Consider the following 14950-nt stretch of genomic DNA (forward strand, 5'->3'; position numbering starts at 1 on the left):
TTAAAAGACTAAAAATACAGTTAAGATGAGAAAATTTTTGGTGATGATCATGCTAGTGAGTGGCGTACTGTCGCTACGTGCACAGGATGAAACTACATTTACCGACGAAGAGCTACAGACCTACGCATCTGTTATGGTCTGGGCTGAGCAGGAAAAGGCAGCATTGAGCAGTATCGTTAGTGACTCTGTAGCTATTTGGCTAGAGGAGTCTCCACTAGACAATGCCAAGTACAATGAGCTCAGCAAAGCGGACAAAAAAGATGATCTGGCAAGTGTAGAAGCTACGCCTGAGCAAGTGGAGGCGTACAAAGAAGTAAAAGCGCGAATCGCTGAGAAAACCGCAAACTTCAAAGAAACCTATGTAGGCAAAATCAAAGGAGACATAGGTGCTGGTCTTTACAACAAATTGAAGGCTGCGCTCAAAAAAGACGAAGAAGTAAAAGAGCGCTATCAAGCTATCTACGAAGAGCTGAAGGCAGAAGCTGCAGCAGAAAATGATGAAGAGGCTGAAGAGGAATCTCCAGAGCAGTAAGCAGCATCAATACAATGAATTTCTAAGAAAAAGGGGCGATTTTATTGCCCCTTTTTCGTTACATTGAGATTTTTATTAATTTCAATAGCACTAACCTTTTTTCATAGAATTTCATGTTTACTGAATACGAGATCGAAACCATGGTGGCCATACCGGAGGTACTTACGGCTACCCAAGCCCTCAAAAAAGACTTTTGTAAAAACGAAGCTCCCTACCTGGAAATCAGTGATCATGACTTTTTCTCACTCGTGATGATGGCACCTACAGTAGGAATTGCACTGGCTGATGGGAGTGTGAGCTTGTTTGAGGAGCTTGCGCTAAATAAGAAAGCTAGAAAACTATCCAAAGGTGGGTACTTTATGAAAAAAGATCCCGTGGTGTATGCCATGAAGTTTTTGCTGAAGAAGTATGATATCTGGCATGAGAAGTTTTTTCATGTATTGAAAGTGGCCATGCGAGCCTCATTTGATATGGATGGTATGGAAAAAGAGAAATTTCATCCGGATACAGAAATAGCGCCAGAAGTTTACAAACGTGCCGTGTTAAGCACACCATACATTCTCATTCGTTTTATTGCCTCATTTTTTCTGGAAAATGACGAGGAAATCATTAGCACCAATCGCCATATGAGGCGCAATGAATACTTACGACTGTTAAAGATCGGGGAGCAACTAGACCTTCACAAACTACCAATCTTTCACATGTTTTGTAAAACCTTCGATCAGAAAGCCTAATTTCGCATATATTATATTTTAGAATTCTGGCGTTAATCTCAGAACGGATAGTCTGAGGCAATTCATGAGGGGGATTATTACATCATTTTTAAGTGTGCTCATAGTGAGCGTGATTTGGTCATGCAAGGAGGACTCGTCTGAGCTCACCAGAGAGGATGAGGAAAGATCCATCATCAGTGCCTATCTAGACTCTATGGACCTGGCCGACATTGCAGCTGAGGACACGTCAGGAATTTACGCTTATCCGATTATCAGCAATCCATCAGGAAAATCACAAAATGAAGGCAATGTGCTTTCGATATTCTACAAGATATCGGTGCTGGGCGGTCAAACGATTGATGTTTATGATTCGCTGGATGGCGATACCATTGTAGTCAAGCAAGGTGCAGGAGCCATTTACCCTGTAGGGATTGATCGGGCGCTGGCTTATCTGCAGGAGGGCGAAACATGGGGATTTGTTTTGCCATCACATCTCGCATATGGCTCCTATAGTTATTCTACACTGATACCTGAGCATTCAATTATTTTGGCAGAGCTTTCACTCCTAAAGATTAGAAGTGAATCACAAGTGCTGGATGATGAATTGCAGGCCATCAATAGGTATGTAGAAGATCAGGAGTTGAGAGATACCGTATCAAACCCATACAATCAACCGGAGTTTTTGCCGAATGGAATGGTATATAAGCGATTATCACCTGGGTCAGGACCTTATCCTTCACAGGATAGTACAGTTTCCATTACATACGAATCCAATTACCTCAATGGGGTAGTGGTGCATCGTGCACCGGCCGCAGCACCATTTGAATTTGTCATTGGTGGAGCGCAGGTGATTTCCGGACTGGAGTCTGGTGTATTGAAGATGCAGCAGGGAGAAGAGGCTTTGCTGATCATCCCTTCTTATCTGGCCTACCGGGAAAGTGCGCAGGTCATCCCTCCATTTCCTGAGATTTATGAAGATCTCGTGGAGTTGGAAGTAGTGCCGGCCTATAGTTCCAGGATAGCACCTTATAGACCGTTGGTTTTCGAAATTGATCTGATAAATGTCAATTGATGCAAATTATCCGTATTTTTAGCGTTCAAACAGGACTGTATTGAGACTTATTCTCATCGTCATATCGTTTCTCTGTGTCACCGCCACCTGGGCACAGTCTCAGGATATTTATGCTAAATACAATATCTACAGAAACCCTATCCGGGTATTTCTAAACAAATTCAATTGGACGGTAACATCAGGCTACGGAGCTACCGCATACCAGCATGATCTTGCTGGGTTTTACTTTTTTCAGGACAATGATGGTCAATACATTCTGGATAAGTCCAACGAGTTAAGCACCATTTTTCAGGGGTATGCTCACTGGATGAGTGATCCAGTTTCTGGTGAAGAGGTGAGTCTGGAAAACCCGTTTGAAGTGCCCTATGACTATCTGGAGCGTCCGGTTAATAACCCAGAACTAAGAAGTTCGCGGTATTTGGCAGATGCCGACACCATGGGGTTAGGTTTTTCGTCAATAGCCAATACAGTGCCCGTGATGGTTTCATTACACTTCAATATCAAGAAATTTCGCGTAGGGGGCGGGTTTCAGTACGAACGGCACTATATGCGTCCACTTGCTCCCTCTACTGATGAAAGCCAGATTCGCTCATATGAGCCGGCATTTGATAAAACCAGCTATACAAAGTTTTTCGGAACGGTTGGATATCAGTTTTATGAGTTCTGGGATTACACCTTTGTAGGCGAGGTGCAGTTGGGTAGAGCCAAAGCAGGTAAAGAGATCAATACTTCAGCAATTGGTATCGGACAAAATTTCTACACCAATTTAGGCGTGAGCATTGAAAGGAGGTTTTCTGAATACTTCCGTTTGATCATCAAGCCCAGCTTTGATTTCAAAGGCTATGTGATCAATTTGCCAGATGCCTCAAGTGTCAGACATACCAACAATGCGTTCATGCTCAACATTGGGGTTAGTATTAATATCCCGGAGATTCCTCGTTCACCAATCAAAAGTGACCATGTCCAGCTTAAGCATGTGATCACAGATCCTTCTACAGGTAGGCTGATGGAAGTCAGAGGTCAGCCATTTTGGAAAGAACAAAATCCCAAAATAGGGCAAAATCACCGCAGACTATGGCGTTATAAGTTGAAAAACAGGCGAAAAATATCGCCTTATTAATTTCCTTATTTAGCATAAAAAAAATGCTTAAATTGCGACTTGTTTTTAGGTAAACTTTAAAGATTTTTCATGTCCGACGATATTGAAAATTTGCCTGATGAAGAATCAGGTTCGGCCGGATCTGGCCAGCAGATTATCCCGATTAATATAGAAGACGAAATGAGAGGTGCTTACATTGACTACTCAATGTCAGTGATCATCTCTCGGGCGCTTCCAGATGTGCGTGATGGTCTAAAACCCGTGCACAGGCGTATTTTATATGGGATGCTGGAGCTGGGTGTTAATTATAACAAGCCCTATAAGAAATCTGCAAGGATAGTAGGAGAGGTACTGGGTAAGTATCACCCCCATGGTGATTCCGCAGTATATGACACTATGGTACGTATGGCGCAGCCCTGGTCGCTGCGCTACGAGCTGGTAGATGGTCAGGGAAACTTTGGGTCTGTTGATGGTGATTCGCCTGCAGCCATGCGTTATACCGAGGCACGGTTGAGACGTATCGCTGAAGAACTGCTCTCTGATATCAACAAAAACACGGTTGATTTCACCCCAAACTTTGACGATAGCTTAAAAGAGCCTTCCGTATTGCCGGGCAAACTGCCCAATCTGCTGCTCAATGGAGCAAGTGGTATTGCGGTAGGTATGGCTACTAACATGGCCCCTCACAACTTGTCAGAAGTAGTAGATGGCATCACAGCTTATATAGACAACAACGACATCAGCATAGATGAGCTGACTCAGCACATCAAGGCTCCCGATTTTCCTACAGGGGGGATCATTTATGGGTACCAGGGAGTGCGTTCGGCATTCGAAACAGGCAGAGGAAGAGTCGTGCTGCGTGCCAAGGCAGAAGTAGAAACCCTCAAGTCTGGTAGAGAGCAAATTATTGTTACCGAGATACCTTATCTGGTCAACAAGGCCTCGATGATTGAGAAGACGGCTCAGTTGATCAATGAAAAGAAAATTGAAGGCATTTCTGATATCCGGGACGAATCGGATAGAGAAGGGATGCGTATTGTATATGAACTGAAGAAAGACACGATTCCGAACATCGTGTTGAATAACCTGTACAAACAAACGCAGCTTCAGTCTTCATTTAGCGTAAACAACGTGGCTCTGGTCGGAGGAAGACCTAAGACGTTGAACCTGAAGGATATCATCAAGCACTATGTAGATCACCGCCATGAGGTAGTGATCCGCAGAACGAAGTATGAACTGGAGGAGGCCGAGAAGCGAGCCCATATCCTGGAGGGATACCTGATAGCGCTTGACAATCTGGATGAGGTTATCGCCTTGATTCGAAATTCAAGAGACCCTGAAATAGCTAAAGCTGGTTTGATAGAAAACTTTAAGCTTTCGGAGATTCAGGCACGTGCTATTCTGGATATGAGGCTTCAGAGACTCACTGGACTGGAGCGTGAAAAGATTCTCAAAGAATATGAGGAAGTAAAAGCACTCATTGAAGAGCTAAACGCTATTTTGGCCGACGAAGGCAAGCGTATGGAAATCATCAAAGATGAGATTGCAGTGCTCAAGGATCGCTATGGTGATGAAAGGAGAACCTACATTGAGCATGCGGCTGATGAATTTACAGCCGAAGATATGATTCCGGATGATGAAATGGTCATTACCATTTCTCATGCTGGATATATCAAGCGAACACCGCTAATCGAATACAAAACACAAGGTAGAGGTGGTGTAGGATCCAAAGCAGCTACATTTAAAGATGACGATTTCACTGAGCATCTGTTTATAGCTACAAACCACAACTACCTGCTGATTTTCACAGAGTTTGGAAAAGTCTTCTGGCATAAGGTGTGGGCCATTCCTGAGGGAAGTAAGATATCTAAGGGCCGGGCTATTCAAAACCTGATCAACATCGACCCTGATGATAAGGTGCGAGCTGTGATCAATGTGAAGACCCTCACAGATCCAGACTATATCAATAACAACTTCCTGGTGATGTGTACCCAGCGAGGTATTATCAAAAAGACTTCTTTAGAAGCCTATAGTCGTCCGAGACAAAATGGTATCAACGCCATCACCATCAATGAAGGTGATAAGCTACTCAATGTACGCCTTACGAATGGAGACAACCATATCGTGATCGCTTCCAATACGGGTAGAGCGATAAACTTCCATGAGTCTGATGTGAGAGCTATGGGAAGAATGGCCACAGGTGTACGTGGTATTCGCATGGATGACAAAGAATATGTGGTTGGCATGGTCTGTGTAGATCATAAAGAACCGGCCAATTTGCTTGTGGTATCTGAAAATGGATATGGCAAGCGATCAGAGTGGTCAGAATACCGTATTACCAAGCGAGGTAGTAAGGGAGTGAAGACCATGAAGATTACAGATAAAACCGGTGGATTGGTGGCCATAAAGGATGTAGAAGACACCGATCACCTCATGATTATCAATAGGTCTGGAATAGCAATACGAACTGAAGTAAGTAACCTGCGTGTGATGGGTAGAGCTACACAGGGCGTAAGACTGATCAGACTAAACGATGACGACCAAATCTCAGCTGTAGAAAAAATTTCTAATCTTGGCGAAGAAGATGAGGACGTTACGGATCAAAACGATCAGGAATCAACTGATCAAAATGAAGAAAACGTTGACTAATTACACTAACAACAGACACACATCTACAATGAAACGTACTTACATCTTAGCGGTGGCCATGGTACTTGCAGTTGCAGGCTATGCCCAAAAGAAACCGAAAATTAATAAGGCGAATTCGGCCAGAGAAAATGGAGACCTGGTAGAAGCCAAGTCGATTATTGATGCGGCGATAGAGCATGAAAAGACCAAAGATGATGGTAAAACCTGGTATTACAGAGGGTTGATTTATGCTACACTTGATACCACCTCCAATGAGCAGTTTTCAGCTCTTGCAGAAAATGCACTTGAGGAAGCAACGGAGGCGTTTGCAAAGGCCGAAGAAATTGATCCTGAAGGTAAAAACTATTACGTATCTGGTGAATTTGGTATTCCAGTGCTGATGGAGCAGCAGATTAGCAACTATTACTCTCATTACTACAACAAAGCAGTGACGGCTTTTCAAAATAGCGAATTTGAGGAGGCTGTAGAAGCATTTGAAAACTCTTATGCCATAGTGCCAGAAGATACCAACTCTTATGTAAACGCTGCTTATGCTGCTCACAATGGAGAGTTGTACGATGATGCTGTTAGAAACTATCGTTTGGCGATAGACAATGGAGCTACTAGCAAGGACTTGTACTACAACTATGTAAACATCCTGGCAACTGCTATGGGTGAAAAGGAAAAAGCACTGGAGGTAATTGATGAAGCATTGGAGCAATTCCCTGCGGATGGGCCACTTTCTAAGAACAAAGTAAATATTCTAATAGAGTTGGGTAAGATAGACGAGGCTAAAGGAAACCTGGAAGATGCTATCAAATCTGAACCGGACAATGAAAACCTTTACTTCACCTTAGGAGTGCTGTATGATGAGCTAGACAATATGGAAAAAGCCAATGAGGCTTACAAGTCGGCGATAGAAATCAACCCAGAGCACTACGAGTCAAACTTTAACTATGGTGTAAATCTGATCAACTCAGCCAATGAAATCATCAAGGAAAGTAATAATCTGGGTATGAGTAAGGCGGATCAGAAAAAAGCTAAGGAGCTTGAGCCTGTAATCCAGGAGAAACTAAAAGAGGCACTGCCTCAGTGGGAGCACATTCACAAAATTGCCCCAACTGACAAAACAGCCATAGAAACACTGGCATACATTTACACTCAATTGAAAATGTATGATAAAGCTGAAGAGATGAGTGAAAAGCTCGATAATCTTTAGTCCAAATAGTATTTCATGATAGAAAAGCCTTCAAACGCACGTTGTTTGAAGGCTTTTTTGTTTACTTTTATTGCATCACCACAAGGCATTTAGTCTTTTGGCGATTACTTCAATATACCACCATGTTCTCGTTGACACGACCAATAGTCTAGTTGACTCTATTTTAATGAAATTTACAAACGTAGATTTCCGAACTTTAACCAACAACCCCAAAAAACAGGTGGTATGAGCACAATCACTATTTCTGCAAAAAGCATTGACGATTTAAATTTCGTTTACAAGCGACTCAAGAAGGACTTTAAAGCTGAAGGTTCTATTAAACTGAACCAACAAAGTATGGATTATGAATTGGTCCTATTTAGAAGTGAGCTCGATGGATCACTGAAGGCGCTTTGTGAAAAAGTGATTGAGACAGCAGATCTGATGGAAGATGAAGAATCTTTCGAAAACCTTACCAGAGAAAAGCTATTGGAGTTTATGCAGGCAGATAGGCCCCCAATATCTCTAAAACCTCTTCACGGAGCCTGGAAAGAGCTGACACCTGAAAAACGCGAAGCTTGCTACAACTATCTTTGTGAGGAAATGGAATTGGAAGTTCCAGAGAATCAATCAAAAGAAATAACGCTATAAAACCACGGATTTTTATACTTAAAAAGCCCATTGGAAACAATCGGGCTTTTTTTATATCCTTGGATCTAAATTTGTGCCTCAGCAGTATGACCCTAAAATATCGACTTATCTTTCCTGTATTGATATTGATGCTTTGCCAGGCATGTCAAGATTTGACTCCCGCACAAATCAGCGGTCTTTGGAGACTGGATGCACTAAATATTGATGGTTTTGAGAAGCCGGTAGATCAGCTATACATGCAGCTTCAGCCAAATGGGAGCTTTGCCGTGACCCGACCAGCAGGAGATTTAGTGGGTACCTATGAACTGCACAATGGAGAAATTCATTTCAATAGTCCACATACGCCCTGGTGGAATGACGCATGGAGCCTCCAATTGATTCAGAGGCAATTGCGACTTAGAGGCAAAAAAGCGCCGTATTTTACTACTTTTCTCACTTTTACCCCTGTAGAAAAAATCCCTGATTTTGATGAATTTGAGGAAGAACTAGTAGGAAATTGGGTGCTTTACCGTATTCGAAAAAAAGGTAAAAAAACGTTTCCAGCTCAAACTTATATGTCGTTTACCCCAGTTAGCTACTTGCTAAGCGTAGATGGCAAAACGCAAGAACGGGGCGGTCTCAAAGTAGATCCGCGTCACCGAAAGCTCATTTTTGAAAATCAGGAGACTGCATGGAAGGCCTGGTTTTACGGACGAGAACTACGGCTATCCAATGCCGAATTGGAGTTGGAATATTCGCTTCGTCGCCAATAGAAGCAAGATCACTTTTTTCGTTTTACTCCACGCACTGCTTCTGCGATCCACGGATCGTCCGGCCAGTGATGTTTGGGGTATCGTCGTTTTAGATCTTTTCGCACTTCATAGTACGTTTCATTCCAAAAACTTTTCAGGTCTGAGGTGATTTGAACAGGCTTAAATCCTGGGGAGAGTAGCTGAAGTAATACTGCTGTCTTTCCCTGATTGATTCGTGGAGTTTCCGCTAGTCCAAACATTTCCTGAAGGCGTACTTTCAAGAAAGGAGCCTCGCCATCGGTGCGGTATTCGAGCTTTATTTTACTGCCACTGGGGACCTCTATCTGATTTGGTGTGAGCTCATCCAGTAGTTGTTGTTGGTCGAATGCTAGACTAAAATGCAAAACCTCGCTAAGGTCAATTTTTTTGAGGTCTTCGGGAGTTTCTACGCCTTCCAGGTAAGGGGTGATCCATTGCTCACAATTTGCCAGTAAGGTGCGTGTACTCACATCAGGCCAGCCTTCATCTGGATTCCACTTGCGTAGCGAAAGTACTTTGGCTTGCCATCGTATCACATGCTCACTCCAATTGAGCAATTGTTCGCCTTCCTTTATTAAGGCTTTACATATAGCCTGTTTGATTTCTTCTTCGTCCGGGTCATCGATTGGTTTAGATTGGAGCACTATGCTGCCTATGCGCAAATCTCTAGAGGCAATTAGCCCACCTTTGCGTGTGTCCCAGGTGACCATTTCGCGTTCTTGCACCAGTGGTGCAAGGTCTCGTGGGTTTAGCGGAGCCGCCAAAAAAATCTTTCCCATGCCATCACGAGCGTCCATATGCGCTACGGCGAGCCACGGCTCATGTGCCAGGTCATCCCTATGACCTACCATGGCGAGTTTGCCATTGGCCAACTGAAATTGGGCGTTGTTGCCAGGACGTGAATGGGCAATGCGCTCAGGATATGCCTGGCAGAGCAACAGCCCCGTTTCAAATGGATCTACAGGGCTGTTGTCAGCTTCAATTTTGAAAAGTTGACGATAGGATTGGGCTACCTTTTCAATTCGAGCAAATTTTTTACCCAATCGGTTTTCTCCTCTTAACCGACGCAGTTCTTCTAGCCTTAGGTTGATGTCTATTCCACTCTCTTTAGGTAGCGGGTCACGTTCTTCCAATAGCGCACCTATGTCTGTACCCAGAGCCAGAGCGTCTTCCTCTGCGGCTTTTATGAGCATGTGGGCTATTCTGGGATGACAGGGTAGCTTATGCAGCTCTTCTCCATGCTGTGTGAGTTTGTCGTCTTCCAGAGCTTCTATTTCATGCAGCATATTTCTGGCTTGAGCCAAAGCTCCTGAAGGAGGAGGGTCGAGCCAAACCAGGTCGTTTGGGTTTTGAATTCCCCATTTGGCCAGATCCAAAACCAATGGTGCCAGATCGGCTTCCATAATTTCTGGAGTGCGGTGCGCTTGAAGCTGAGCATGCGTGGCTTTTGTCCACATTCGGTAGCATACGCCAGGGCCAAGCCGTCCGGCTCGGCCTGCACGTTGATCGGCGGCATCAATAGATACTGGAACAGTTACTAGTTTTGAGAGCCCAGAGGAAGGGTCAAATTTAGACTTTCGGGCAAACCCAGTGTCTACTACTGTGGTGATGCCTTCGATGGTGAGGCTCGTTTCTGCTATACTGGTAGCCAATACAATTTTCCTTTTGCCTTCCTTGTCAGGCATAATAGCAGCAAATTGTTTGTTTTGAGGTAGCTGGCCATACAAAGGGTGGATAGCAAAGCTTTTGAGCTCTTTGCGCAGGAGTTCTTCACATTTTCGAATCTCACCTTCACCCGGGAAAAATGCCAGAATATCTCCAGGCTGTTCACGGCTGGCTTGAAGAATGGTGCGAGCAGTGAGTTCTGGCAACATCATCAGGTCATTTTCTCCAGTATAAAGTACGTCTACAGGGTATTGCCTTCCTTTACTAGCTATCGTCGGAGAGCTTAGTAGATCCGATAGTTGAGGCATGTCGAGTGTGGCAGACATGATAACTATGCGGAGATCTTCTCTTAGCACTTGTTGTGCTTCTCTGCAAAGGGCTAGTGCTACGTCTGCATGGATGCTCCTTTCATGAAATTCATCAAAGATAATCAGGCCTACGCCTTCCAGTGCATTGTCTGAATGCAGCATACGGGTCAGAATACCCTCTGTGACAACCTCTATTTTAGTGGCTTCTGATACTCGATTATCAAACCGAACCCTATAGCCAATTTCTTTACCCACCTGGGTGCCATTGAGGTCAGACATTCGTGCGGCGATAGATCGTGCCGCAAGTCTCCTGGGTTCAAGCATCAGAATCTTTTGGCCCGAAAGCCATGGTTCGTTCAGCAGTGCCAGCGGCAATACTGTACTTTTTCCGGCACCGGGAGGAGCATTTACGATCAGGCAATTGCTGGTAGCCAGATGTTTTTTGGTATCGTCTAGTACCTCGCGAATGGGCAGGTCTGTGCTGTATGGGTCGAATGCCAAATCCTGAATGGGTTTAGTGAAGTGCGAAATTAAGGGATTTGGTCCGAATTGCGGCGGGTAGGAGGTGAGGGTTATGCCGGATTGACTAGGTTTGCCGTCATGTCAAAAGCTCAGCAAACTCAACCCCTGGTGTCTATAATCATGGCCGTTAAAGATACAGCCCCTTATCTGGAAGAGTGTTTGGACTCTATACTGGCACAAACCTATACCAACTGGGAGTTAATTGCTGTAAACGATCATTCTACAGATCGAACGCCGGAGATATTGAGGGAGTACGAGCAAAAAGATGAGCGGGTTCGGGTGTTTGATAGTCATAAACCACGCTTGATCCCGACACTTCAGGTAGGATATGCTCAGGCCAGGGGTGAGCTTATCAATCGAATGGATTCGGACGATCGCATGCCTGCAAAAAAGCTTGAGGTGCTGGTAAATGCATGGCTTCCTCATGGTAAGGGAACGATCATTGCCGGAGGCACGGAGCATTTTGTGGAAGAGGGAGAGGTAGGTGATGGCTTTTTACGCTATGAACGCTGGCTCAATCATGTGGCCAGGACCAGTACGCATTATCAAGAGATTTATAAAGAATGCGTCATTCCTTCCCATTGTTGGATCATACATCGTGATGATTTTGATTCGGTAGGAGCGTTTGACCCGGTGGTCTATCCGGAGGATTATGACTTGTGCTTTAGGTTTTATCAAAATGGCTTACGCGTAATAGGTGTTGATAAGGTGTTGCACTATTGGCGGGACAGGTCGCAGCGAATCTCACGTACTTGGGAGGAGTATAAGGATAATCGCTACTTTGAGTTGAAACTCCGCTATTTCTATGAGTTGGATCGTGATAGCCGTAGACCGCTTGTTATTTGGGGGGCAGGCCGAAATGGAAAGGATCTTATCAGGCTTTTGCAGCCCAGAGAAAAGGAGAGCCAGCTACATTGGGTATGTGACAATGATCGGAAGATAGGTAAGGATATTTATGGCATTCGCATGGAAGGGTGCGACGCTATTTTGTCCCTTGACCGTCCACAGATCCTTATTGTAGTTTCTGCACCTGATGATGTAGCGGAAATTCGACAGCAGCTAATCGCCTGGGGCAAGCAACCAGTGACAGACTATTGGTTTTTTGTGTGATTTCTGACAGCTATTTGGCCTTTTGGCATAAAAAAAACACATATCGGCATATCGGGTGCACAGAATTAGGTAATTTTCTACCGATCAACCGAAATGTCCATGTCTATCGCTTTTTATAATGCACTGGAGTATGCTCCGGAGCAAGTAGAAGCATTTTCCCAAAACCTGAACGCGGTACTGGTGGTGTATCATGTCACTCAAAAGTGGCAACAACGAGCAAACACCACAAAACTAGATGGCCGAGTGCTTACCGCATCCACCCGCCCCCAACAGGGAGTTTATTTTATTCCAGAAGGATACAAGTATCAGTATGATGGTAAAATACTAACCATACTGCAGGAGCAGTCGCTCACAGCTGAAAAGCAGCTTAAAATGCTTGCTGGTAGCTATCCGCAAGGCTCTATTACCTTGATGGATGAAGACCTGCGTATCATATATACAGCCGGAGAAGGGTATTCGGATCAGGAGGTTGATCCAGAAGATCTGATAGACTTGTCAGCTGAGAAAGTCTTGATGCCAGAGGTTTTTCAGCCATTGAAACAGCACATACTGGCACTCAAACCCGGACAAAAGCAAGATATTGATTTAACCCTGAGAGGTAAAACCTTTCAGAATACCTGCAGTGCCGTCCTCGATGTGGACACACGAAAGATTTACTATATCTTAAGGTCTTTAGATGTTACTGCGAAGCGATTTGTGCAGCTGGCGTTGCAAGAAAGTGAGGCACGCTACAGGTATATGATCGAGAGGAGCCGTGAGTTGATCTGTACACATGAGCCAGACGGAACTTACAAGTATGTTTCTCCTTCTGCTACAAGGCTAGTAGGCTATACACCTGGCGAATTGATCGGTCGAAACCCGTATGATTTTTTTCACCCTGATGATATAGAATACATTCGTGAAAGCTCTCACGAACCGTCATTGAAAGGCCAAACTGATGGCAGCATACAGTATCGTTTTAGGCGAAAAGATGGAACCTATATTTGGCTCGACTCATATACAAGCATAACGAAAGACGATACAGGAGAAGTGACATCCATACTTACCGGGTCGCGGGATATTACGGCCGTGAAGGAAGCCGAGTTGCGCTGGAAGGAAAGCGAGCAGCGGTTTCGAGGAATCGCTGACAATATACCGGGTGTGATTTACCTGTGCCTTAACGACGAGCGCTTTTCCATGCAGTACCTCAATCAGGAAATAAAAAACCTAAGTGGATATGAACATGAAGATTTCCTCTCTGGCAGAGTGAGCTTTATAGACCTCTACCACCCAGAAGATAAGCCATACATTTTAGCTGAAGTAGAGGAAGCGCTTATGCGTAAGGAGCCATTTCACTGTACCTATAGGATTAAAAAGAAGGGTGCCGAAGGCTGGGTATGGGTGGATGAGTACGGTCAGGGAATTTATGAAGAGGGGGAGCTCAAATATTTGGAAGGAGTACTGCTAGACATTACTGAACGAAAAGAAGCTGAGGCCAAAATTTTGGAGCGTGAAGCAAACCTGGAAGCAATTATCGAAAGTACCAATAGTATTATCGGGTTGTTTGATCGTGAACAGCGTTTAGTTGCCTACAATAAGAGATTTGCAGAAGTGACTTACCAAACCGAAAAGTTAGAGTTGTATAAGGGGATTGACCTTATAGGAAAGCTTGGAGGCTCCATGGCAGGCTTATTCGAGGGATTTCAGGAACGAGGCCTAAACGGGGAGAAATTCAATGAAACAATCGAATATCCAACCTCTGAGGGGGTGAAATATTATCTGTGTAGCCACAATCCAGTGTTTCAAAAAGGGGAGGTCACAGGGGTTTCGGTCTTCGTGGAAGATGTTACCGAACTGCGCAAATCTCAGGTGGAGCTAGAGCGGTATGCTACAAAACTGGAGCAGTTGGTATCTGAGCGAACTAAGGAGCTACATGCTAAAAACACTGAGCTCATGGCTGGAAACCGGGAGTTGGAGTTAACACTAAATGAGCTCAAATCAGCACAGGCCCAACTGATCCAATCTGAAAAGATGGCAAGTCTGGGTATGCTGGCGATGGGGATCGGACATGAAATCAATAACCCTTTAAATTTTATTAAAAACGGTTGTTCGGGATTAGTGAGAGAGCTGGAAGATTTGGAGTGCTTTGACGACCAAGCTGTAGAGCCATTTTTGGAAATAATAAACGACGGGGTAGATAGAGCTGCAGAGATTGTAAGAAGCCTGAGTCGGTTTAGCAGACAGGTGCCATCAATGAGTGAAACTTGTCAGCTAGAAGCCATTGTGGATAATTGTCTGGTGATGTTGCATGCACAGATCAAGGGCCGGATAACGGTAGAAAAACACTACAATGATCATGTGCAACTTGCTGGTAATGAGGGTAAACTGCATCAGGCTTTTTTGAATATCCTCAGTAATGCAGTGCAGGCAATCGACCGGAATGGAACCATTTCTGTGACAATCCGAGAGACTGAAGCTTCCAAAGAAATCATCTTCGAAGATGATGGGGTAGGCATAGCACCCGAAAATATCGATCGAATAAGTGATCCTTTTTTCACAACAAAAGCCCCAGGAAAGGGGATTGGTATCGGATTGTTTATTACTTTTTCCATAATTAAAGAACACAGCGGTGAAGTGGAGGTGTACTCAACGCCCGGAAAGGGAGCTAAGTTTGTCCTCACTTTTCCTAATCAGATAGGTTAA

At 44.3% G+C, this 14950-nt stretch carries 11 protein-coding genes; 10 read left to right on the forward strand and 1 reads right to left on the reverse strand.

Going from position 1 to position 14950, the window contains the following annotated elements:
• The first annotated feature begins 25 nt into the window (after positions 1-25).
• The 8 genes from C7460_RS18450 (at position 26) to C7460_RS18485 (ending at position 8645) form a co-directional block, all read left to right on the forward strand.
• Complete coding sequence (locus tag C7460_RS18450) at positions 26-532, forward strand: hypothetical protein (protein ID WP_115869607.1); 507 nt, start codon at positions 26-28, stop codon at positions 530-532.
• Positions 533-645: 113 nt separating this feature from the next.
• Positions 646-1266, forward strand: coding sequence for a hypothetical protein (locus C7460_RS18455; RefSeq protein WP_115869608.1), 621 nt, complete (start codon positions 646-648; stop codon positions 1264-1266).
• A gap of 64 nt (positions 1267-1330) precedes the next feature.
• Entirely contained in the window at positions 1331-2317 is a 987-nt protein-coding gene (locus tag C7460_RS18460; protein ID WP_115869609.1) for an FKBP-type peptidyl-prolyl cis-trans isomerase, read from the forward strand.
• Positions 2318-2357: 40 nt separating this feature from the next.
• Positions 2358-3437 (forward strand): hypothetical protein, encoded by a 1080-nt coding sequence (locus C7460_RS18465; RefSeq protein ID WP_115869610.1) that lies wholly within the window; start codon positions 2358-2360, stop codon positions 3435-3437.
• A 69-nt stretch (positions 3438-3506) separates the two neighbouring features.
• The gene (gyrA, locus tag C7460_RS18470) at positions 3507-6065 is read left to right on the forward strand and encodes a DNA gyrase subunit A (protein WP_115869611.1); all 2559 of its coding nucleotides are present in this window, start codon (positions 3507-3509) and stop codon (positions 6063-6065) included.
• 28 nt (positions 6066-6093) lie between these two features.
• Positions 6094-7263: a tetratricopeptide repeat protein gene (locus C7460_RS18475; RefSeq protein WP_170148095.1), complete on the forward strand. Its 1170-nt coding sequence runs from the start codon at positions 6094-6096 to the stop codon at positions 7261-7263.
• A gap of 225 nt (positions 7264-7488) precedes the next feature.
• Complete coding sequence (locus C7460_RS18480) at positions 7489-7893, forward strand: hypothetical protein (RefSeq protein WP_115869613.1); 405 nt, start codon at positions 7489-7491, stop codon at positions 7891-7893.
• A gap of 86 nt (positions 7894-7979) precedes the next feature.
• Entirely contained in the window at positions 7980-8645 is a 666-nt protein-coding gene (locus C7460_RS18485; protein ID WP_115869614.1) for a hypothetical protein, read from the forward strand.
• An 8-nt stretch (positions 8646-8653) separates the two neighbouring features.
• Here the strand turns inward: C7460_RS18485 and hrpB are convergent, their stop codons facing one another.
• Positions 8654-11137 carry an ATP-dependent helicase HrpB gene (hrpB, locus tag C7460_RS18490; RefSeq protein WP_115869615.1) on the reverse strand — a complete coding sequence of 828 codons (2484 nt, stop codon included), beginning with the start codon at positions 11135-11137 and terminating at the stop codon, positions 8654-8656.
• 99 nt (positions 11138-11236) lie between these two features.
• Here hrpB and C7460_RS18495 point away from each other — a divergent pair, with 99 nt between their 5' ends.
• Positions 11237-12268: a glycosyltransferase family 2 protein gene (locus C7460_RS18495; protein ID WP_245986468.1), complete on the forward strand. Its 1032-nt coding sequence runs from the start codon at positions 11237-11239 to the stop codon at positions 12266-12268.
• A 99-nt stretch (positions 12269-12367) separates the two neighbouring features.
• Entirely contained in the window at positions 12368-14950 is a 2583-nt protein-coding gene (locus C7460_RS18500; protein WP_170148096.1) for a PAS domain-containing sensor histidine kinase, read from the forward strand.

This window comes from Marinoscillum furvescens DSM 4134, from assembly GCF_003386095.1.
Lineage (GTDB): Bacteria > Bacteroidota > Bacteroidia > Cytophagales > Cyclobacteriaceae > Marinoscillum > Marinoscillum furvescens.

Coding starts and splice junctions, on each gene's coding strand:
- C7460_RS18450 (WP_115869607.1), top strand. CDS start 26: ATGAGAAAATTTTTGGTGATGATCATGCTAGTGAGTGGCGTACTGTCG.
- C7460_RS18455 (WP_115869608.1), top strand. CDS start 646: ATGTTTACTGAATACGAGATCGAAACCATGGTGGCCATACCGGAGGTA.
- C7460_RS18460 (WP_115869609.1), top strand. CDS start 1,331: ATGAGGGGGATTATTACATCATTTTTAAGTGTGCTCATAGTGAGCGTG.
- gyrA (WP_115869611.1), top strand. CDS start 3,507: ATGTCCGACGATATTGAAAATTTGCCTGATGAAGAATCAGGTTCGGCC.
- C7460_RS18475 (WP_170148095.1), top strand. CDS start 6,094: ATGAAACGTACTTACATCTTAGCGGTGGCCATGGTACTTGCAGTTGCA.
- C7460_RS18480 (WP_115869613.1), top strand. CDS start 7,489: ATGAGCACAATCACTATTTCTGCAAAAAGCATTGACGATTTAAATTTC.
- C7460_RS18485 (WP_115869614.1), top strand. CDS start 7,980: ATGACCCTAAAATATCGACTTATCTTTCCTGTATTGATATTGATGCTT.
- C7460_RS18495 (WP_245986468.1), top strand. CDS start 11,237: ATGTCAAAAGCTCAGCAAACTCAACCCCTGGTGTCTATAATCATGGCC.
- C7460_RS18500 (WP_170148096.1), top strand. CDS start 12,368: ATGTCTATCGCTTTTTATAATGCACTGGAGTATGCTCCGGAGCAAGTA.